At 39.9% G+C, this 16991-nt stretch carries 29 protein-coding genes; 11 read left to right on the forward strand and 18 right to left on the reverse strand.

The window, feature by feature from the left end; all coding sequences use genetic code 11:
- The first annotated feature begins 84 nt into the window (after nt 1-84).
- From ACFSQ3_RS14565 to ACFSQ3_RS14595, 7 genes are read left to right on the forward strand one after another with little or no spacing between them, the layout of a single operon-like run.
- Nucleotides 85-366 carry a hypothetical protein gene (locus ACFSQ3_RS14565; RefSeq protein WP_380870305.1) on the forward strand — a complete coding sequence of 94 codons (282 nt, stop codon included), beginning with the start codon at nt 85-87 and terminating at the stop codon, nt 364-366.
- A gap of 2 nt (nt 367-368) precedes the next feature.
- A complete protein-coding gene (locus ACFSQ3_RS14570) occupies nt 369-665 on the forward strand; it encodes a hypothetical protein (protein ID WP_380870306.1) in 297 nt (98 codons plus the stop codon).
- Nucleotides 666-1124, forward strand: coding sequence for a lysozyme (locus ACFSQ3_RS14575; RefSeq protein WP_380870307.1), 459 nt, complete (start codon nt 666-668; stop codon nt 1122-1124).
- Complete coding sequence (locus tag ACFSQ3_RS14580; protein ID WP_380870308.1) at nt 1125-1466, forward strand: hypothetical protein; 342 nt, start codon at nt 1125-1127, stop codon at nt 1464-1466.
- Entirely contained in the window at nt 1463-1636 is a 174-nt protein-coding gene (locus ACFSQ3_RS14585) for a hypothetical protein (RefSeq protein ID WP_380870309.1), read from the forward strand. Before ACFSQ3_RS14580 ends, ACFSQ3_RS14585 begins: the two co-directional genes overlap by 4 nt.
- A gap of 32 nt (nt 1637-1668) precedes the next feature.
- The gene (locus ACFSQ3_RS14590; RefSeq protein WP_380870310.1) at nt 1669-2184 is read left to right on the forward strand and encodes a hypothetical protein; all 516 of its coding nucleotides are present in this window, start codon (nt 1669-1671) and stop codon (nt 2182-2184) included.
- A 51-nt stretch (nt 2185-2235) separates the two neighbouring features.
- Nucleotides 2236-3024, forward strand: coding sequence for a hypothetical protein (locus tag ACFSQ3_RS14595; protein ID WP_380870311.1), 789 nt, complete (start codon nt 2236-2238; stop codon nt 3022-3024).
- A gap of 119 nt (nt 3025-3143) precedes the next feature.
- On the opposite strand, the gene ACFSQ3_RS14600 is transcribed toward ACFSQ3_RS14595, so the two are convergent.
- Complete coding sequence (locus tag ACFSQ3_RS14600; RefSeq protein WP_380870312.1) at nt 3144-3353, reverse strand: DUF6965 family protein; 210 nt, start codon at nt 3351-3353, stop codon at nt 3144-3146.
- A gap of 39 nt (nt 3354-3392) precedes the next feature.
- The gene (locus ACFSQ3_RS14605; protein WP_380870313.1) at nt 3393-3851 is read right to left on the reverse strand and encodes a hypothetical protein; all 459 of its coding nucleotides are present in this window, start codon (nt 3849-3851) and stop codon (nt 3393-3395) included.
- 352 nt (nt 3852-4203) lie between these two features.
- On the opposite strand from ACFSQ3_RS14605, the gene ACFSQ3_RS14610 reads away from it, so the two are divergent.
- Both ACFSQ3_RS14610 and ACFSQ3_RS14615 read left to right on the forward strand, forming a co-directional pair.
- Nucleotides 4204-4377 (forward strand): hypothetical protein, encoded by a 174-nt coding sequence (locus ACFSQ3_RS14610; RefSeq protein ID WP_380870314.1) that lies wholly within the window; start codon nt 4204-4206, stop codon nt 4375-4377.
- A 24-nt stretch (nt 4378-4401) separates the two neighbouring features.
- A complete protein-coding gene (locus ACFSQ3_RS14615; protein WP_380870315.1) occupies nt 4402-6249 on the forward strand; it encodes a hypothetical protein in 1848 nt (615 codons plus the stop codon).
- Nucleotides 6250-6420: 171 nt separating this feature from the next.
- On the opposite strand, the gene ACFSQ3_RS14620 is transcribed toward ACFSQ3_RS14615, so the two are convergent.
- Together ACFSQ3_RS14620 and ACFSQ3_RS14625 are read right to left on the reverse strand one after the other, a co-directional pair.
- Nucleotides 6421-6792: a hypothetical protein gene (locus ACFSQ3_RS14620; RefSeq protein ID WP_380870316.1), complete on the reverse strand. Its 372-nt coding sequence runs from the start codon at nt 6790-6792 to the stop codon at nt 6421-6423.
- Nucleotides 6793-6832: 40 nt separating this feature from the next.
- On the reverse strand, nt 6833-7519 hold the full coding sequence (locus ACFSQ3_RS14625) for an SOS response-associated peptidase (protein WP_380870317.1): 687 nt from the start codon (nt 7517-7519) through the stop codon (nt 6833-6835).
- A 38-nt stretch (nt 7520-7557) separates the two neighbouring features.
- Here ACFSQ3_RS14625 and ACFSQ3_RS14630 point away from each other — a divergent pair, with 38 nt between their 5' ends.
- Nucleotides 7558-7818, forward strand: a complete 261-nt coding sequence (locus ACFSQ3_RS14630) for a hypothetical protein (protein ID WP_380870318.1) — start codon at nt 7558-7560, stop codon at nt 7816-7818.
- A gap of 275 nt (nt 7819-8093) precedes the next feature.
- On the forward strand, nt 8094-8390 hold the full coding sequence (locus ACFSQ3_RS14635; protein ID WP_380870319.1) for a hypothetical protein: 297 nt from the start codon (nt 8094-8096) through the stop codon (nt 8388-8390).
- Nucleotides 8391-8402: 12 nt separating this feature from the next.
- Here ACFSQ3_RS14635 and ACFSQ3_RS14640 read toward each other — a convergent pair whose 3' ends face one another.
- From ACFSQ3_RS14640 to ACFSQ3_RS14705, 14 genes are all read right to left on the reverse strand, one after another.
- Entirely contained in the window at nt 8403-8957 is a 555-nt protein-coding gene (locus tag ACFSQ3_RS14640; RefSeq protein WP_380870320.1) for an ASCH domain-containing protein, read from the reverse strand.
- A 236-nt stretch (nt 8958-9193) separates the two neighbouring features.
- On the reverse strand, nt 9194-9439 hold the full coding sequence (locus ACFSQ3_RS14645) for a hypothetical protein (RefSeq protein WP_380870321.1): 246 nt from the start codon (nt 9437-9439) through the stop codon (nt 9194-9196).
- A gap of 2 nt (nt 9440-9441) precedes the next feature.
- Nucleotides 9442-11961, reverse strand: a complete 2520-nt coding sequence (locus tag ACFSQ3_RS14650; protein ID WP_380870322.1) for a DNA methyltransferase — start codon at nt 11959-11961, stop codon at nt 9442-9444.
- Nucleotides 11954-12196: a hypothetical protein gene (locus ACFSQ3_RS14655; protein ID WP_380870323.1), complete on the reverse strand. Its 243-nt coding sequence runs from the start codon at nt 12194-12196 to the stop codon at nt 11954-11956. The genes ACFSQ3_RS14650 and ACFSQ3_RS14655 overlap by 8 nt, the downstream gene beginning before the upstream one ends.
- Nucleotides 12189-12644, reverse strand: a complete 456-nt coding sequence (locus ACFSQ3_RS14660) for a hypothetical protein (protein ID WP_380870324.1) — start codon at nt 12642-12644, stop codon at nt 12189-12191. The genes ACFSQ3_RS14655 and ACFSQ3_RS14660 overlap by 8 nt, the downstream gene beginning before the upstream one ends.
- Nucleotides 12637-13113: a hypothetical protein gene (locus tag ACFSQ3_RS14665; RefSeq protein WP_380870325.1), complete on the reverse strand. Its 477-nt coding sequence runs from the start codon at nt 13111-13113 to the stop codon at nt 12637-12639. The genes ACFSQ3_RS14660 and ACFSQ3_RS14665 overlap by 8 nt, the downstream gene beginning before the upstream one ends.
- Nucleotides 13106-13495, reverse strand: coding sequence for a YopX family protein (locus ACFSQ3_RS14670; RefSeq protein WP_380870326.1), 390 nt, complete (start codon nt 13493-13495; stop codon nt 13106-13108). The genes ACFSQ3_RS14665 and ACFSQ3_RS14670 overlap by 8 nt, the downstream gene beginning before the upstream one ends.
- On the reverse strand, nt 13488-13808 hold the full coding sequence (locus tag ACFSQ3_RS14675; protein ID WP_380870327.1) for a hypothetical protein: 321 nt from the start codon (nt 13806-13808) through the stop codon (nt 13488-13490). The genes ACFSQ3_RS14670 and ACFSQ3_RS14675 overlap by 8 nt, the downstream gene beginning before the upstream one ends.
- Nucleotides 13798-13965: a hypothetical protein gene (locus ACFSQ3_RS14680; protein ID WP_380870328.1), complete on the reverse strand. Its 168-nt coding sequence runs from the start codon at nt 13963-13965 to the stop codon at nt 13798-13800. The genes ACFSQ3_RS14675 and ACFSQ3_RS14680 overlap by 11 nt, the downstream gene beginning before the upstream one ends.
- On the reverse strand, nt 13965-14240 hold the full coding sequence (locus ACFSQ3_RS14685) for a hypothetical protein (RefSeq protein WP_380870329.1): 276 nt from the start codon (nt 14238-14240) through the stop codon (nt 13965-13967). The genes ACFSQ3_RS14680 and ACFSQ3_RS14685 overlap by 1 nt, the downstream gene beginning before the upstream one ends.
- A gap of 547 nt (nt 14241-14787) precedes the next feature.
- Entirely contained in the window at nt 14788-15132 is a 345-nt protein-coding gene (locus ACFSQ3_RS14690) for a VRR-NUC domain-containing protein (protein ID WP_380870330.1), read from the reverse strand.
- A complete protein-coding gene (locus tag ACFSQ3_RS14695; protein WP_380870331.1) occupies nt 15119-15331 on the reverse strand; it encodes a hypothetical protein in 213 nt (70 codons plus the stop codon). The genes ACFSQ3_RS14690 and ACFSQ3_RS14695 overlap by 14 nt, the downstream gene beginning before the upstream one ends.
- Before the next feature lie 206 nt (nt 15332-15537).
- A complete protein-coding gene (locus ACFSQ3_RS14700) occupies nt 15538-16203 on the reverse strand; it encodes a DUF6633 family protein (protein ID WP_380870332.1) in 666 nt (221 codons plus the stop codon).
- On the reverse strand, nt 16172-16990 hold the full coding sequence (locus ACFSQ3_RS14705) for a hypothetical protein (protein WP_380870333.1): 819 nt from the start codon (nt 16988-16990) through the stop codon (nt 16172-16174). Before ACFSQ3_RS14705 ends, ACFSQ3_RS14700 begins: the two co-directional genes overlap by 32 nt.
- Nucleotide 16991 lies beyond the last annotated feature (1 nt).

Genomic DNA, 16991 nt, shown 5'->3' on the forward strand with positions numbered 1-16991 from the left:
TGTAACAGCTTACCGGTTCTGGAATGGCCAAAACACCGGGAGCCAAATCATCAATAACATTTATGTACCTCCAAGATAGAAATAATGAAAAAGCAACATACACGAATCTTCGACCTCAAGGAGGTCGGATTCAACGATCTAGATGGGAACTTCACGGCAGTCAATTTTGACCAAAAGGACTTTGGTAATGCATTATTTAAAAATGCGCAATCCATCGAGATGGACGCTTTTGCAAAGGCGATTCACGGCGATGGTAAGGCGGAACTAAACGAAATCGTAGAAGCAGAGTTAACGCCGTTGGTACAAGGGATGTATCAACATAGAGTCGCTCAAGCAATCATTGAAACAATCAAAAAAATAAAATAATCATGGCAAAGCAAAACTCAATTCAAAGACAGGTAGTAGCCACTTCGACTCAAGAGAGATCTACAGCAGTTTTCAATGATTGGAATTTAGATTTTAATATCCAACGTTCGGATAATAAGGTGCAATCAATCAACGTCAATGGCTACAAAGATCAAGCGTCGGTAAATGCCACCAAAAACGAACAAGGCTACGTCAACATCGGCTTTAGTTCCGGTACGCGCGATAGCGCATTGATGATTGCTATTCTAGACGAGATGGATGCGATAAGTGTAGATGGGGAAGTACAGGAAGGAGAATAGATGAAGACATCAGAAAAGGGTTTAGCCCTAATTAAAAAATACGAGGGATTTTACAGCAAACCTTACTTAGATCCGGTAGGAATTCCCACGATCGGTTACGGAGTGATCAAATATCCCAATGGAAAGCGCGTGACGATGAAGGATCCTGCAATGACCGAGAAGCAAGCCAGCGATATGCTGGCGCAACTTCTTGAACAAACATACGAGAAGGATGTCAACCGATTGGTAAAAGTAGCATTGAACCAGAATCAATTCGATGCACTGGTTAGCTTCACATACAATCTGGGAGGTACCAACTTGGGAAATTCTACTTTGCTTCGAAAAATCAATGTTAACCCATGTGATCCGACGATCAAAGCAGAGTTTCCTAGATGGAATAAGGCAGGTGGCCGTGTGTTGGCTGGGTTAACGCGCAGACGTAGAGAAGAAGCTGATTTATATTTTACAGCGAATAAATAAATGAAAACAGAAGAGCAAGGCAATCAGCAGGGCAAGCAAACTCAAAGCGGCGATAAGCAAAAGCCATCCTTTATGCAGGTGGTCAACCATCCGGTAACGTATGCGTTGATCACCGTCGTATCGGTATTTTGGTTCGTGCTTTATTATGTGACCGATCGTAGCGATAAGCATAATCAGCAAATGACTGAAATGCAAGATCGCCTATACAAGCAGATGATCGAAGAAGTCCGCAATCAGGTCACACCAGCAGTTGATAAAGTGAAGGAAGCAGCTATTAAAGTAGATAGCGCAGCGGTAAAGGTGGATAGCGTTGCTCAACAACAGAAAGGAGTAAAACGATGAAATGGTTAGTTATGATTGGTTTCGTTTTCGCGGTGAGCGACGAACCTCAAAGCCGTCCAGCCATAGTTCCGGCGAAAAGTATTGCTGAACCGCTGGATGAGCTTGTGCCTATGCTGGATTCGCTATCGTGCAAACTGGAAGGTGTAACAAAGAAAATTGAGAAATTATGATACGAGTGTTATTCATTGCACTAGTGTGCCTGATGGTTACTAGTTGCGGAGTCTTCCGTAAATCAAAGCGATCGGAGAAATCTTTGGAGAAAATCGAAAGTACGAAGGATGTTCAAGTGAAAACGGATGTCACCGTCAAAGAGACTGGCCGTGTCGAAGAAAATGCGCGCATAGTTACCAGTAGTGATGGGAATACGACTATTTACCCAAAATTCGGATCGCAAACCACAATAGCTCCCGATGGTACAATCACAACGGAAGCAGATAGTGTTGTGCAGAAAACCAAACGTCACACGGATGATGCTCGGAATATTATCGGCGAGGTAACTAAGGAGCTTCAGCAGAAAAAGGATAGCGTGGAGCAGGAAGGGAAGAAGCAGGAAGTCGAACAGCAGAAAAAGGAAAGCGAAAGCAAACCATCATTCTGGGCTGTGTGGGGAAACTGGATTGGTTTCGGTTGTGCGGCTGTGTTAATATTGTTGGGTTTGATTTGGAGGTTTCGAATCAAAAAAAATAACTTCGCGAGAGGTCCTAAAATAGGTTCCTGAAACTCTCAATTAAAATGCTATATTTGAGGTATATATCACATATAACCAATTATGAAAAATTTTAACAAAACCTATTTACTATTTGCACTCTTGACATGTTTTGGCTGTCAAAAGGGATACGAATCCTTAAATGAATTAGAAAGTGTTTTCGCGAGCAAATCTAACAATGAAACACCCTGCGGTTACTTTGATGATCAAGATTGCGATTCTGTTCCTGATGACATAGATAACTGTATTAACGTTAAAAATGCGGATCAAGTTGATTCAGATGGAGATGGTATAGGAGATGCGTGTGATCCAACTCCGTTTGGAAATGGAGGCAATCAACAGAGCTCAAATTTGAAAAACAAACCTTTTCTTTCTGCAGCTGATTTTGCAAGTCGATGTATTGCTTTAGAACAAGTCCGCAATTCTTATGATTGCGGTATGGCTGCAGGATTGAGCGAAATTATCAAAGAAGCTCATCCAGTTTTTGCTGCTCATCCCGCATACAATTTTGAACTTGCTTATTACAAAAAGAATCAAATTGTAGCGCCAAGTGAAAATAGTGATTTGGGAGCTATTTATAGTGCATCTAGCACTTTGTCCAGTGCTAGCGGATGTGCGACAGATAGTACTAGCGTTTGCTATCGGGCTGTGAAGCAATCACAGGACGATTTTCTAACGAGAGTTGCTGCCATTAATATCTTTAATGGTAAGATTGAATACGCAAACCAAATGATTACTTCTTATCCAGCAAGAGCTGAATATTTTAATGGTTATAAAATGGGCTGCGCGGAGGGTTTTTGGATGAAAGATACCGATATGATTGTTTTTAAAAATTTATGGCAGAACGAGTAATTTTTTGCAAAAAACGTCTGATTGACATGGAAAGCTTAGGCTTGTTAAAAATAGACAGTGTAGGTTGAAATTTTATATTCTCGAATAAATATTGACACAAAGTATTCTTATTCATCAACTTAAATTTCCTTCACCGCTTCCCGAAACTCCAACAACCGTTGCCAAGCAGCACATCTACGCAATTCTCCTTTGTGTCGGCTGACAATATCAAACTGAACAATTAAGAAAGCTTCCGCATCAATAACAACAGCGCCCGCATTAATTTTGATATTTGCTGGATGTTTTTTGTTCAATAACTCATCTCGCAGTTGGTCTGGCGTGATTTCCATGTACTAAAATACACTTTATATCCAATATTTAGTGGTGGCTTACCGTTTCTTGATTTTTCCATCTTTAAGCATATCAATAAACAAATCCATATGTCGCGGACGAATCCATCCACCACCATTATGGATGTGCCATGAGTATGCGCCGGAATCAGAATGATGTAGGAGGTACCCAATATAATAATGATTGATCATCACGTGCCAAGTTCCAGAATTACCGCTTACTTCTCCTACTGTTACTATCTGCCTTTCGCCTTTGTATATAAAAGTCTTTACGATATGTGGCTCGAACTGCATGATCAGCGCATCCAATATACATTCGCGCAATTCGTCGGTTAGATTTCCGTAAGCCAAACTCCATTTTGTCGATTCATGGCGAAAAATATAAAGCTGGCCAGTCTTGCCACTCAAATGATATTCCGTAGAAGACATGTGTTTCTTCACGACTTCCATTGGGGCGGTAATCGTTTTATTTCGGTAAGTAAATGTAAGTGTGTTCATGGTTCAATATTACTAATATATTTAGCAATATTATTTGTTAATTACTTTAAATTCTATATCGTACTCCAAGACTTATTTATTATGTATTAAAAAACATCGGTACGTGAAGAGCTATGCAAAGCTATAAAATACATAAAATTTATGACATACATGATTATTATATTTATATTTGCGCCAATAACTGGCTTACTCGATTGTTTCTAAGCACCTGTTGGTTAACTGTTTGTGGTGCGCTTAATAAAATAGATAACTGAATACGGTCGATATCATTTTATGTATAAGCGATTATATGTTTATAAAATACCTGTTATAGGAGTATTCTCGTCTAAATTTACTTTATACAATACAAAACATGTTTGAAAAAAAAACGTATTCATCACCAATAATAGAAGTTTTCTATGTCGAAACGGAAATGTGTATTGCTGCAGCTTCAGATGTAACTTTTAGTGGAGCTGGTGGTACACAAGGTCAACCAGATGTCGAAGAAGCCGTTCTAGAAGATAGCAATTCAGATATTTTCTTTTAAAATATAGTTAAAACCTATCATCCATTGCAATATTTTTATATGTATAGACTTTCGTCCAAGCATTCAATTAGTCAATTCTGCTTACTATCTATATTCATTGCTTTTACATTCAGCATTGCTGTCTCGTGTCAAAAATCAAATGACGAATCAACACTCGGCGAATCTGAGATAACTTTCCAACTTAATGGTATAGATGATGGAGAGGAAGAAATAATTAAGTTCACGAGCAATAATCAAAATCGTAATCAAAGAAATTCGATTAATGCCCCTCATGTTGTCGAAGAAGCGAGTGTTGAAGATCTTGATCTGTCGACATCTCTTATAGTATCATCAGAACTCAATCGTATCGAAAGTTCGTTTGATTCTGAGTCGTCCAAATTAAAATTTGCATCCAACGCAAAACGAGCAGCAATAAATCCAATGCCAGTTGGCCGTCAATTTAGGGTATTGATATATGAGCAATCTGGTTCTGAATGGAGATTCGTAACACATGTTGATTTTGTGTCAGCAACAGGCAATCAAGGAAAAACGATAAAATTAGTGATGGATAAGACTTACCGCTGGGTAGCCTATTCTTATGATTCGAGTGATCCCATTGTAGATCCATTGCCACAAGTTGGTAGCACTGCGGTTCCAACTATAAACACTCAATCCAGTCAACCTACTTTGTATTCTTCTGGAGGACAATTTGTGAATACTGCCACCACTGCAACTCAATATATCCTTTTTAGACATAAAACTTCAAAAGTAGAGGTTGTCGTTGACGCGCGCGGTATGTTTGATCAGACAGGTCGGTACGTTACCGACATCCCCCTTTTGAGCGCTCGACTGGCATCAAATAGTGGAGGTATTGCAAGACTGACAACTGCAACACTCGATCTTTTTACAGGTCAATTGTCTAGTCAAACTCTACACAGTCCTTCTGGAATTGCGTTGAATTTTACTAATCTTAACAGTATTAATGGGCGTGATATTGCTAACACTTACTCTTCAGCTAAAATCTCTACAAACCCCGTTTATACGGCACTAGCACCCCAGCAGGCAAATTTCTCGGCAACACTCAATTCAGTTGATGTCACAGAAAGTGGAGGCTTCGCTGATGATGGTGCAATCACACAGTCTGGCAATCGGACGCGAACTCTTATAACAGGTACAGGACAGCTAACGAGAACTTTTGCTTCTACAACAACAGATAATTCTGTCGGCCGTGTACTTAGACTTAATTTTCGATTTGCCCATCGAGGTGTTCGTGTCGGAAACAATTTTTGGGCTACTGGTGGCCTTTATTTTGAGGATAGTGAGTATCGCATTGATCGAGCTAGAACGACTTCAATAGCGTTTAAACAAAACAGCACTGCACCTAGACAGTTTTATTGGCGATATGGGAAGCGATATCCACATCAAACAGGAACGACATCTTGGACCACTATAGCTCCAGTAGACAACCCTATAGGTGACCCTTGTAGTTTTATGCAACCGCGGGGTATGTGGCGAACTAGCACTACTGCCGATCTATCGGATGTAAGCGGTCGAACGAGAACCCGGTCAGGGACTGGAGCAAATAACCTCGTAGTTTACTATGCAGCAACAGATGCGAATCCTCCAACAGATTATTCCAGACTTTATTTACACGGTTATGGCTATATCAATCCATCGTTGAACTTAGTGCCGGCTGCTACAAACAATGCTCATGGGATACATCTAAACTCTTTTTCAACAACAACGCCTGCGCCAATTCAAAATCCTGATAATAATCCGACCTACTCAGGATTACGTATAGGTTTTACTGATACTGGAAATAATATAGAGTATCCAAGTAGCTTCGGTATGACCTCCTCACATACGGTCAGATGTGTGCGTAGCGCTCTTTAAGTTGATTGAATTTGTAGAGTTTATTTTTATTACTAAAGATTTTTTGGTAGTAGCAGTTTGATAGAAGATGCTTTGAAAAATATTAAGGAAGAGGATTTGATTGGGAAGGTGTGGGTGTAAAAATGAGTCGTGATATAGATATGCTTTGATACCTCTAATGATCAAAAAATCTTACAGTCGTTTCATATTCGCCGTAACTCTCCCTTCTTCAAGCGCTAAATCATTTCCAGAAATTCTGTATTTGAATCCGAAACGCTCATATTGATCCTCTTCCTTTACCTTCACATTGATATGAACCGAGTCCTGAGATATCTCATAGAATCCCTCTCCATCTGCAGTGGATAAAAATGTCATGTCGGGCCTGAAATCAAAGTAGTAATCTTCCGAATCTAATGTGTCGATTGTAATCTCTCCATTAGCTGAAATCCTTTGTTCGGAAAAGTAATACCATTTACCGTGAATTTGATCCAAGTTTACGTCGTTATCTTTTCCGCAGGAAGATAGAAGAATTGCAGCAAATATTAGGATGGCTAGGTTTTTCATAGTTTGAGATAGTCAATAATGATGCCGTCTGCACAAATCATCAAATCGCATTCTGGATATTGGGCACATTCGTATCCGTTCCGCGAATCTTCGTAACCTCTACAGTTCTGTGACTGGCCAATTCTCCGCCATAGGGCTGGATCAATTTTTCGATTTCCGATCGTCCATCAGCAAATAACCAAGCTTCGCGTTTATCTTCGGGAAGGATCAAAGGCATTCGTTTACCAACATTATGGATATCGGCCATGTAATCATTTGCTTCGGTAGTCAATATCGAGAACGTCGGGTATTCCTTGCCATCCTCATTTTTCCATACGTTGAACGTTATCCCGAGCGTAAATATTTCCTTCGACGGCATATAAACAAAGAAATTCTGATCATTCGTTTTCCCTTTGCTCGCATGGGGTTCGAAAAAGCCGTTGACATAAAGCAAACCACGATTTTTGCCGATCACATTTTTGTAAGATGCTTTTTCGAAGATTTCTTCTCCTTTCGCATTCAGTGTATTCGCTGCTTTGTTGGCATCAACTTCGGACTTTACCCAATAAGGTATAAGCTTCCAGCGTGCCGGAATAATTTCCTCAGCGTTGCTATTTAGCGTAACTGGTAAATACGGGCGCGTAAATCCGCTGACATGGAATATTTCCGGCTCCTTATAAAGAATCGTTTGCTTGACAAATTGTGCGCGTAATTTTGCGGCGTCGGGTGTAGCTGTATGATAACACATAATCAGTATATTTATCTGACAACAAGATACTACGTAATATGCAATTCGTCAAACTAACCCATTATGTGCTGCGCTCATTGCGAGACAAAGGATATAACATATTGCGATCGACGTCACCGTTAAGTAGCGAGAATCCATCTTGGTATCCGGATACGGTCGACCTCGATGACTTTATGCATTGGGAAAACAATGAGTTCCGATTATTGAATATTCCGCTAGAAGAAAAGCATCTCCTTGTTATAGAAGATGCTTTAAAAAATATTGATGAAGGTGATTTGATTGGGGAGGTGTGGGTGTGATGTAGCCTCGTCGAAAAGCATCAAAGTATTCTCATAAATTAGTAATATGGAAAGAAAAGATATAATAATTAAACCTTACGAAACTATCGTTCTAACGGATAGAAGAGTTGTTAGAACATATTGGTTGAAAAACGAAAACGATGGATCTGAGGATGCGTACTATTACGTCGATGATGAACAAATTAGTTTGATAACTAAAACGAAGCTTGTAGAAGAGAATTGATAAATTTATAAGCTTTCAAAATTAAATAGTATAACATTTTTTATAACACGATATGACATACGAAGAATACGAAAATCTACCTCAATTTTTGGAGTTCGCAAAAGTGGGAAACACACTTATTTCGCTGGCCCATAATCCAGAATCATTGACCGAGGAAAGTAAATCTTTTTTTGAGGACAAAGTGATTCTAGTTCCTAAATTAGAAAAGTTAGATGTTATGATTAAGCTGGCTTTTGATCCTTTCACAGATTCATTTGATTTTAGAATAATAGAAGAGAACGTACTTAGAGAACTCAACGGAACCTTGCATACAGCTTTGGAAATAAACATAGCAACCCCATCCACGTAGGATAGGGTTGTTTTACCCTGTCAATCCGCTGAAACAATTAGCGCAAACTTTGCCGTAATCACCATATTCAAACTCTGGATATTCATTAACCAAATTGTCGCAATATCCACACTCAAAATTTGGATCGATATAATCCCAAAGTGATAACTTTCCTTTTACATTGAGTATCGGCTCATCGTAGAGTACGGCGTTAGCTAATACCCAATTGTATATTGGCTTCTCTCCCATATAAACCCCAGCGGGCATTTCTGTTTTTTCAGCCCAAATACTCAAATGGTTAATAACGCAATCCACAATATCCACTTCTCCGATTATTGCGGCATAAGGATAGGTTTTGTCGCGTGTGTCAAGAGGTATTGAATAGTTTGGGTTATAGTGACTGTATAGAATCAATGCATCCATTTGATCTTGTGACAAGTTTAATGTTAAGTTGCGGAAAGATGGCTTACCGGATGCATGAATGTAAATCCGTCCACGGTACGAGGTTTTCCAAGTCCTATTTTCTATGTCTTTAATTCCATGAGCAATCAGCGATGCCCACGGCTGTTTTATTGATAGTGCTTTCATTTATTATCGTATTTACTAATAATTTCAATTATCATTGATTTTGGTGATATCGTCAAAATAACTTTTCCGGACCAGCACTTCCGTATGCGCGTTGTGGTGCGAGCTACGGAAAGTCATAATCTTAACTGATAGTTGCTCCAACTCCCTAACAGTGCATCCACACAAGCTTGCTACCTCATTATAGGACATACCTCTACCGTGGAGTAGTTCGAGTGCGGATGCTATTTCTTGACGGGTCATGTTACATCTCCCAACCACACACCGATCAACAACCCAGATAGACCACCGATAGATGCTCCTAGCGAGTAAATCAATCTATCGGATATTGATCCAAATGCGACTTTTTTAACATTGAATGACCAAATGAAGCTAATTAGGAAGCTAACAACCAACACACCTATGTAATTACGTTGGGTGATGAAGTAGGTGTTAATCGCTACGAAAAACACCTGCAGAAATCCTGTTATGAATAGTTGAGTCATGGTTAAGCGCTAAGCATGTCAAATAGCGTTGGTACCGAAAGCTTATACTCCAAAGCCTTTAGGTAGAAAAGCCCATCATCGTAATAGTTCGGATTTAGCTCTGCGGATATCGCTTTGCGGTTAGCCTTTAATGCTTGATGCGCCGTAGAAAACAAACCACCAAATGGATCATCTACCAAATCACCTTCGTTGGTAAATCGATGGATTAGTCGGTCGATGATATCCAGCTGCAGCGGGCAAATATGTTTCTCGCGTTTGCGGTTGGCTTGGTTTGCGTTCAGCGTATTCATCCGGTTTATATCCGTCCAAACCATATCGCTATTAGATGTAGGTGGTATGGTCATAAATAGCTTGGATAGCTTACCTGTCTTGTCTAGATCCTCACAAACTCGTAAATGCTCCTGAAAGTTATAGATTGTTGACGCGTCGAAAGATTTCCATTTATTGAACACATACTTCATATCTGCTTTTGAGAGCTCGTCAAACGAAAGAAACCGATCGCCACTAGATTTCCAATAAGCGTGCGCGTCCAGTTGCCATAGGGAAAGTAGATAATCGTCGATTTTCTTTACTACCGGATCATCCGCGTAGGCATTATTCATTTCGGTTGGAGCTTTGCGGAACAGCAATACGTATTCGGGAAGTCCAACGCCCATTTTGGTGGCATCCTTGCGCTGTTCGCCCCACGTCAATCGATATGTTTGATTATTCTCGCGTACTACGTCGGTGGTGATCGTAATCTTTCCAACAAGGTAGAATCCATGCTTGCGGAAGCATCTCACAGTGTCGCCGCTAAAGTCGTCAATGGTTGTGAAGCAAGTTCCGTTTTGATGTGAGTATCGGATCCTGTCTTTGACGTGAATAGCTGCAATACGTCCCGGCTTCAATGTGCGAAGGAGTTCAGGTACCAGAAAATCCATTTGCTTAAAGAATCCTTCGTTTCCGTAGTTGTGGCCGAAATCATTGTAATTGTCGCTGTATTCGTAATGATCACCGAACGGTATCGACGTTAGGATCATTCCGGTGTGATTGTCGGGCATTTCTTGATGGATGATAGTAGTGTCCTCGTTATATACCGTCGCGTCTGCTACCGTTGCCGATCGGCGATTGCTAAAAAGTTGACGTTTCATGTCTGATTTAATTTTGGAAGAGTTCAAACCGTACTCGCGTACTAGGTTGATCATCTCGGTTTGCAACTCTATGTGTTTGCTCCATTTTTCTTTGAGCGTTTTTAATACCTCGTGCTCGTTCTGGGTGACTATTACCCACACATTGACCTCGTTAGTTTGACCGAATCGAAAACAGCGGTGTATAGCCTGAATGAAGTCGTTAAACTTGTAATCAATACCCACAAAAATCATATTGTGACAATGATGCTGTAGGTTGCATCCGGATCCGGCTATCTTAGGTTTGGTAGATAGGATCTGGTATTTACCTTCGCTAAAATCGATCAGCAAATGTTCCTTTTCATCATTAGTCTGCGAGCCAAATACCGACTGCAGATCGTCGTGATGTGGTACCGATTTGAACTTCTTTTCAATAACTACGCGCTCCGCTTCCAGATGATGCCATAAAATCCAGTTCTCGTGCTTACCATTTTCTTGCACGATATCGAAAGCTTTTTGCACTCTGATGTTCACGCTATCCGACTTTTCGCGGCTCACGTCCACAAGGCTCTTTGTCGTATCTTTAAACATCACGATATCGCCCTTTTTGTTGGTGATGATATCATCCGTGAGATTCGATACTTCGATCTCGTGTAAATGCAGCTTAGGCAAATCGTATCCGTGATCATCAAAACCTAAATCGGAAGGCTTGTTTATGAACACCGCCCACGTCGCAACCCATTTCCAAAATTCCTCTTTCTTGTTTTCGTATAAAGTCAGATGGCCAGCTTTTGTGCTATCACGCTGGAAGAATCGTGTAAGTGCGTGACCGCGATCAATCACGCCCAGATAATCCGCATAATTCAATACCTCAATAAAGTCGTTCGGCGTGGGTGTGGCAGTAGCAACGAATCGATAAGGTATTTGCTTGAAATACTGCAATACGTAATTTGTAGTCTCCGTTTTCAGATTTCGCAATATCGATGCTTCATCGAACGATACACCGCCGAATAATGACGGATCAATATCGCCTTTACGAACACGTTCGTAATTGGTCAAGTAGATTCCGGATCCGGTTATGTTGGCGACATCAGTGTCGGTGACATAGGTTACGGAATGACCTGTTTCCAAGAAATCATTATCTCTACGGAACTCCCCAACTACCGCCAATGGCATGCAGATCAAAAACGGCTTTCCGGTGATGGCAATCACTTGTTTTGCTATCTCGAGCTGCATCATAGACTTGCCCAAACCGAAGCTTGCGAAGATAGCCCGACGACCGCCTTCAATACACCACGGCACAATAACTTTTTGATGTGGTAGAAGTTTTGGTGATAGGCTAGCGGGATCGATTGCGGTACCGAAATTTTCAGCTACGACAATTTTGCTTTCCAAGAATTCTGTATAGCTAGACATCTGCACCTCCTTTCCTAACAATCTCCAAAACATCTTCCGACACTTCCACTTCTTCCAACCAATGGGTGTATCCCATAGCTAATAATTCTTTTTGGCCTGTACGCGCGATGTTGCGGATGGATATTGTATGACGTATTCCGCAATTATCGATCAACACAATATTGTCAAGCGGATGTGGCTTATCAACAACCGGCATGCGCTCGGCTATCGATACTGGTATGTATATTTTAGGCATGTCTTTCTCCTTTCAAAGTGTTAATGTCAATAGCCAATCCTGCATCTATAAGGACGAATACGTCGAAGTGCCATTCGATTAAAAGTTGAACTTTCCAGTAGTCAATAAAACGGTATCCTGAACTAAAGTCAATGAATCCTCCCAGAATACTTATAGGCACAAATTTTACACCTTTATGCTCTATCTCTTTTGTTAGATTGGATAGGCGGCGAAGTATGGGTTTGTTTGGTGTACCCATCCCATCTGCATGCAAACAGCATCTATGCTCTTTCATTTCGTAACCGTCCTCAATTCCAATATCTTTGTAACCGCTTACGTAAACTCTTCTTCTTATAATAGAATCTTCATCAATAAAACCTATTAATTCTCCAATTTGACCACAAGAAGAAATCATTTCCAACCCATACGGCAAGTAAGGCGCTAGGTGTTCTAGTGTTAGCTTATCCATTTCGAACCTCCTGTTCTAATACCGCCCAACCTCTATTTAATATTTCCTCTTTATCTAAGTCATAGAAAGGAACTAAAAAACTCTCTCCACGCAAATAATCCTTTGTTGTATCGGATATTGTCACCTCTAATTCATCATTATTGTAAAACTCAACATCCCCAGAAACAAGATCAATAGAAAATGAATGTGCTGATCTTTTTGATTCTAAAATAATGTGGTGTTCATGCCTGACTACTTCCCACTTCTTTTTTGTGAAAAATGATAAATCAGATTTATACCTACAACATTCTATAGCTTGCTCATCGCTTATTGCTGAAAGGGATTTGAGCAAAAGGTAATCATGCTCGAACTTCTTATACCAATTGTCAGGTGTATTATCTCCCTTGAAAGGGTGTCCTATATTCATCAATACTGTCTGATCCCAATATTGCGCAAAGAACTTCGCTTTATTTTCTAGTGTGTTATCCATTCCTTCCCTCTCTTTCTTGGTGTATGTTGCCAACTACTTCGCACTCATCCCAATCAGGATGAAAAAGATAGCCGTCTAAAGTTTGCTTGCCTAAGCTCATGTTGTAATTGTCTTCACTCCATTGGACTTCCACTTTAAAAATCTTTTCGTTGCTTCCATCGGCTACAAATCTTTTTGAAAATGGCGCGTTCAACACATCCCCCTCGTATATATCTACACCGTTCTTGTCTTTTAATCCGGTATATTGGCCGACTGATTCGGGTATGACTTTATACCATGTGTTCGATATTCGATGCTCACCCTCTGACGTAACGACTATATATCCATAAACCCACCCTTCGCCCTCTGTCCGCAAGCCTCTGAACTTTATCTCTCTATTCATTGGGTACCTCCGTAGCTGATTTGATTAATTCTTGAAATTTGACATATGTATGTTTACTTTTGACTTCACCTCGTTCTACACGTCGGCAGAACTCTTGCAAAGCTTCAAGCATTTCCGGCGCTTTGCTCATCAATCGAGCATTAGCATAATCTTCTTGACTTGCAACAACTATAGGCGCGACGCATGCGATTACGCTTTTTCCTCCATTTGCTTTATCATCGTTGTTTGGATATACAACTAATTCATTTTGACCGTTGTCAGCCATATTAGCATTACCCACTAACCATTTTCCTTTTGTTCCTTTAAATTTCATCACTTCCTCCTTTACCCTTAACTGGCTCAAAAACTTGCGCCGATGTAAATAATTCTACTTCCTCACGTTCAGGTGCTATATCATAGATTCCTGATGCCAATTCGATAGCCGGCGCTTCGATCTGATCGAGCGCGGCAATAGCTTCTTGGGTTCTCATTAAAGTAGTCGAATTAGATCAAGTAAATCCTCGCAGGTTTTAACATCTGTTAGTAGCGTAAGCTTTCCATTTACCTCTAGCCAAACAGTGCTGTAAGCTACCACGTGAATCTCAAATGCTGATTCGGTAGAAATTGTGTGATACGTGTCCATGTCATCCCATAAGTGGGATTGCTTTTGAAAACCAATGCTCAACAGAAATTTATGAGGAAAATCGTTCTCATGTTTTGTCAAGTCGGTCACGTTGGTTTTCAGGTGTGTTAATTCTGATGCCATTGTGTTAAATTTAGATGTGTTACTTAATATCAAAGGTAAGAATACTTTTTGATATAATATAATATTATTATATAATTTCGATAATTAATAATTATAAATGGAATTGTATTTGTGCATTAATTTTAGCTCTATAGTCTGCATAAAATCTATAGAAGTGTTTTGCTGATCGAACGTAAACGCTGATGCCCCATCTATCAGATCCTATATGTTCAGACAATTGTTTGCGCTGCACTTTCGAGAAATCAGACTTTACGCCCAATTCCCGAAAAAATGGACACGTTAAGCAATAGTAGATGAAGGATATATCACGCTTAATGTCGTTCGCTTCGCGGTCGCACGGTTTGGATTCGAAGAAATCCAAAGGCTTCCCAATTGTCTCAAGGTAATGATTAGAGACTTCGATGATACAATAATCGGTTTTCAAACTTGAAATTTCATCAAACACCTCGTCAACGTGATTCTTAAGCTCTTTCGATAGATGCTCAAGTATTCTCAACTTCATTGTATCAACCACCATAATGCGTATAATTTTAATATTCAGGAATTATCAGCTGGTCATAAATCTATCCACCACGGAGGTAAATTGATCAAATGTCCGGCATACGATAACCTTATGTTTCAATTGTCGCAAAATACCATGCATAGCATCTTGTTTCTCACTGGTAGCGCTTTTAGAATTCGTGGTTTTCATTTCTACAAAGAGGATATCGCCACTTTTAAGTATCTGCAGATCCGGGAAGCCAGCTTTTAAACCCATGCCTTTCAACCTTCCCCCAGTTCTTGCGTTTCTCCTACCCTCGTTGGGGATAGACACGATCAAACCTAGTCCACGATTCTCATATCGAAGTTTGTACCAGTCAACGCATGACTTTTGAAGTTTACTCTCCGACATTTAATCTGCTTTGTGAAAATCCCAATTCTTTTGCCAACACAGGGTTTAGCTCTATCACTTGATGACAGCTTCTGCAAACGGGCAGAAAATACGTTTCATCAGTCAATAGATTGTTGATCCTCCCCTTCTTGTGGTGAACATCCGTTGTCCAAACTGTACAACCTTCTAATCGAGCTTTACATAATTTATTTTGCTCCATAAAGGTAAGCCTTTTTTTTCTGTACAAAGCATTTTGTGCTTTTCTTTTGGTAGATACTTTTGGTAAAATGTACTTCGGTTTTCTAGGTAATTTCTCTGGATTGCTTTCCGTCTTACGCCGATTTCTCCAATAGCAATTATTGCAGCGCTTCGCTATCAAAAGCGTTTCACGTTGGCAGTCTATGCAAGTGCCTTTCCTTTTTTTGATCATTTGATTGCATTTTGTACTTTTCGTTCGATAAAATCATCAATCATAAAAAATCTTCCTCCGATATCGAGTGTTCGCAATCCAGACCTTGACACGCCGAATTTGCGATACAAATTGTCGAATTGCCTAATACATCTTTGATAGAATAGATCAGCATCAGTCGGCTGTCTTTTCGGCGAATCATTGCTAACGATTTTCTTTTCTCCTACAGCTTTTTTCATTGCTTCAACTACTGTCGGGTGTAGTGCGCTATTCGCTTTCTCTTCCCTTCGAATATTATTGTGAGCACCATCATTCATAAGCTGATACTCGTTCATTCGATCTTGGTTGTATTGCTCCATCTTCGAGAGAACGATTTGACCATCCATCCGGTCATAAAAGCTCCCATAATGTCCAAGCTTCATTCGTTCAAAGAACAGTTTTAAATCGCCCAGATTGAAGTGCGGAAAATATTGCTGGATCATTGCGACCGTTTGCGCAATCTGAACACCACTGAACGTTTTTCCGACATTGATAAACTCGATGAAATCAGCCAGCATATCTACTAATAAAGCTTTGACGACTGTATCTCCGTGAGTAGCCTTGAGTTTCCCTACTGACGGAAAGCCGGAAGCGATAGCTTGAGATTGCGTTTTAATCACCATACCGGATAATCTCTTTTGCAAGTGATCTAAGGTTTGCGACTTCGTCAATGCGTTGTTGCCTGCTGCCGCCGGATGTATTTCTTGATGTTCCATTGAATTTTTGCTTTTCATTTTTCGACCATGTTGCTAATCTTCGTTTGATATCGAAGACCTTCTGCATTTCGAATCTCATTTTTTTGCCGTTTTCGTTTTTTTCCGTCCAGTAGAAATAAAATTCATTTAACGTGTCTTTGGAATAAACTCCAGTGAAAGCGGCCAATTTTTCTGTGAAAGAAATCTTTCGATCTTCGAGACTTAAATTTGCATTTGAAGGAGTGGACGAAAATTTATTTTCGGCACTATCAAACTTTATAGATTCTTCCCTTCTTTCTTTCTTTTCATTCTTTATATTCTTTTCATTCTTGTTTGTAGTTGCTCGTTTGTTAGTGGTTTGTTGGTCGCTTGTTGATCGTTTGTTATTTGTTTGTTGCTCCGCTTGTTGATCATCATCTACAGTCTGATAAAAATCATAGTTCACTACAGTAATAACGCTGTTTTTGGAACTACTTTCGATTGTTATTTCGTTTGTTGATTTAAGTTTTTTTAATGAAGTTCTTAGCTGCTGAACTGATAGCGAAGTTTCGATCGATAAAGCGTTGATTCCTGTCAAAATTTGACCTCTTTTGACGACATTTCCTTGAAATCTATTATCCTTATGATTAGCTCGAATTAGCAAGTGTAGGAATAGAGATCTAGTGTTTAAGTCCTTGTACCACTCCCACTCTAATAAACTTCTATGCAACTTTATCCAACCTTGTGAACTAGACATA

Origin of the sequence: Sphingobacterium corticis, assembly GCF_042684745.1 — a bacterium.
Taxonomy (GTDB): Bacteria; Bacteroidota; Bacteroidia; order Sphingobacteriales; family Sphingobacteriaceae; genus Sphingobacterium; species Sphingobacterium corticis.

Coding starts and splice junctions, on each gene's coding strand:
- ACFSQ3_RS14675 (WP_380870327.1), bottom strand. CDS start 13,808: ATGAAATTTAAAGGAACAAAAGGAAAATGGTTAGTGGGTAATGCTAAT.
- ACFSQ3_RS14695 (WP_380870331.1), bottom strand. CDS start 15,331: ATGGAGCAAAATAAATTATGTAAAGCTCGATTAGAAGGTTGTACAGTT.
- ACFSQ3_RS14690 (WP_380870330.1), bottom strand. CDS start 15,132: ATGTCGGAGAGTAAACTTCAAAAGTCATGCGTTGACTGGTACAAACTT.
- ACFSQ3_RS14705 (WP_380870333.1), bottom strand. CDS start 16,990: ATGTCTAGTTCACAAGGTTGGATAAAGTTGCATAGAAGTTTATTAGAG.
- ACFSQ3_RS14635 (WP_380870319.1), top strand. CDS start 8,094: ATGACATACGAAGAATACGAAAATCTACCTCAATTTTTGGAGTTCGCA.
- ACFSQ3_RS14565 (WP_380870305.1), top strand. CDS start 85: ATGAAAAAGCAACATACACGAATCTTCGACCTCAAGGAGGTCGGATTC.
- ACFSQ3_RS14610 (WP_380870314.1), top strand. CDS start 4,204: ATGTTTGAAAAAAAAACGTATTCATCACCAATAATAGAAGTTTTCTAT.
- ACFSQ3_RS14665 (WP_380870325.1), bottom strand. CDS start 13,113: ATGGATAACACACTAGAAAATAAAGCGAAGTTCTTTGCGCAATATTGG.
- ACFSQ3_RS14660 (WP_380870324.1), bottom strand. CDS start 12,644: ATGGATAAGCTAACACTAGAACACCTAGCGCCTTACTTGCCGTATGGG.
- ACFSQ3_RS14620 (WP_380870316.1), bottom strand. CDS start 6,792: ATGAAAAACCTAGCCATCCTAATATTTGCTGCAATTCTTCTATCTTCC.
- ACFSQ3_RS14595 (WP_380870311.1), top strand. CDS start 2,236: ATGAAAAATTTTAACAAAACCTATTTACTATTTGCACTCTTGACATGT.
- ACFSQ3_RS14600 (WP_380870312.1), bottom strand. CDS start 3,353: ATGGAAATCACGCCAGACCAACTGCGAGATGAGTTATTGAACAAAAAA.
- ACFSQ3_RS14590 (WP_380870310.1), top strand. CDS start 1,669: ATGGTTACTAGTTGCGGAGTCTTCCGTAAATCAAAGCGATCGGAGAAA.
- ACFSQ3_RS14630 (WP_380870318.1), top strand. CDS start 7,558: ATGCAATTCGTCAAACTAACCCATTATGTGCTGCGCTCATTGCGAGAC.
- ACFSQ3_RS14580 (WP_380870308.1), top strand. CDS start 1,125: ATGAAAACAGAAGAGCAAGGCAATCAGCAGGGCAAGCAAACTCAAAGC.
- ACFSQ3_RS14575 (WP_380870307.1), top strand. CDS start 666: ATGAAGACATCAGAAAAGGGTTTAGCCCTAATTAAAAAATACGAGGGA.
- ACFSQ3_RS14680 (WP_380870328.1), bottom strand. CDS start 13,965: ATGAGAACCCAAGAAGCTATTGCCGCGCTCGATCAGATCGAAGCGCCG.
- ACFSQ3_RS14605 (WP_380870313.1), bottom strand. CDS start 3,851: ATGAACACACTTACATTTACTTACCGAAATAAAACGATTACCGCCCCA.
- ACFSQ3_RS14655 (WP_380870323.1), bottom strand. CDS start 12,196: ATGCCTAAAATATACATACCAGTATCGATAGCCGAGCGCATGCCGGTT.
- ACFSQ3_RS14585 (WP_380870309.1), top strand. CDS start 1,463: ATGAAATGGTTAGTTATGATTGGTTTCGTTTTCGCGGTGAGCGACGAA.
- ACFSQ3_RS14685 (WP_380870329.1), bottom strand. CDS start 14,240: ATGGCATCAGAATTAACACACCTGAAAACCAACGTGACCGACTTGACA.
- ACFSQ3_RS14640 (WP_380870320.1), bottom strand. CDS start 8,957: ATGAAAGCACTATCAATAAAACAGCCGTGGGCATCGCTGATTGCTCAT.
- ACFSQ3_RS14645 (WP_380870321.1), bottom strand. CDS start 9,439: ATGACTCAACTATTCATAACAGGATTTCTGCAGGTGTTTTTCGTAGCG.
- ACFSQ3_RS14650 (WP_380870322.1), bottom strand. CDS start 11,961: ATGTCTAGCTATACAGAATTCTTGGAAAGCAAAATTGTCGTAGCTGAA.
- ACFSQ3_RS14570 (WP_380870306.1), top strand. CDS start 369: ATGGCAAAGCAAAACTCAATTCAAAGACAGGTAGTAGCCACTTCGACT.
- ACFSQ3_RS14625 (WP_380870317.1), bottom strand. CDS start 7,519: ATGTGTTATCATACAGCTACACCCGACGCCGCAAAATTACGCGCACAA.
- ACFSQ3_RS14670 (WP_380870326.1), bottom strand. CDS start 13,495: ATGAATAGAGAGATAAAGTTCAGAGGCTTGCGGACAGAGGGCGAAGGG.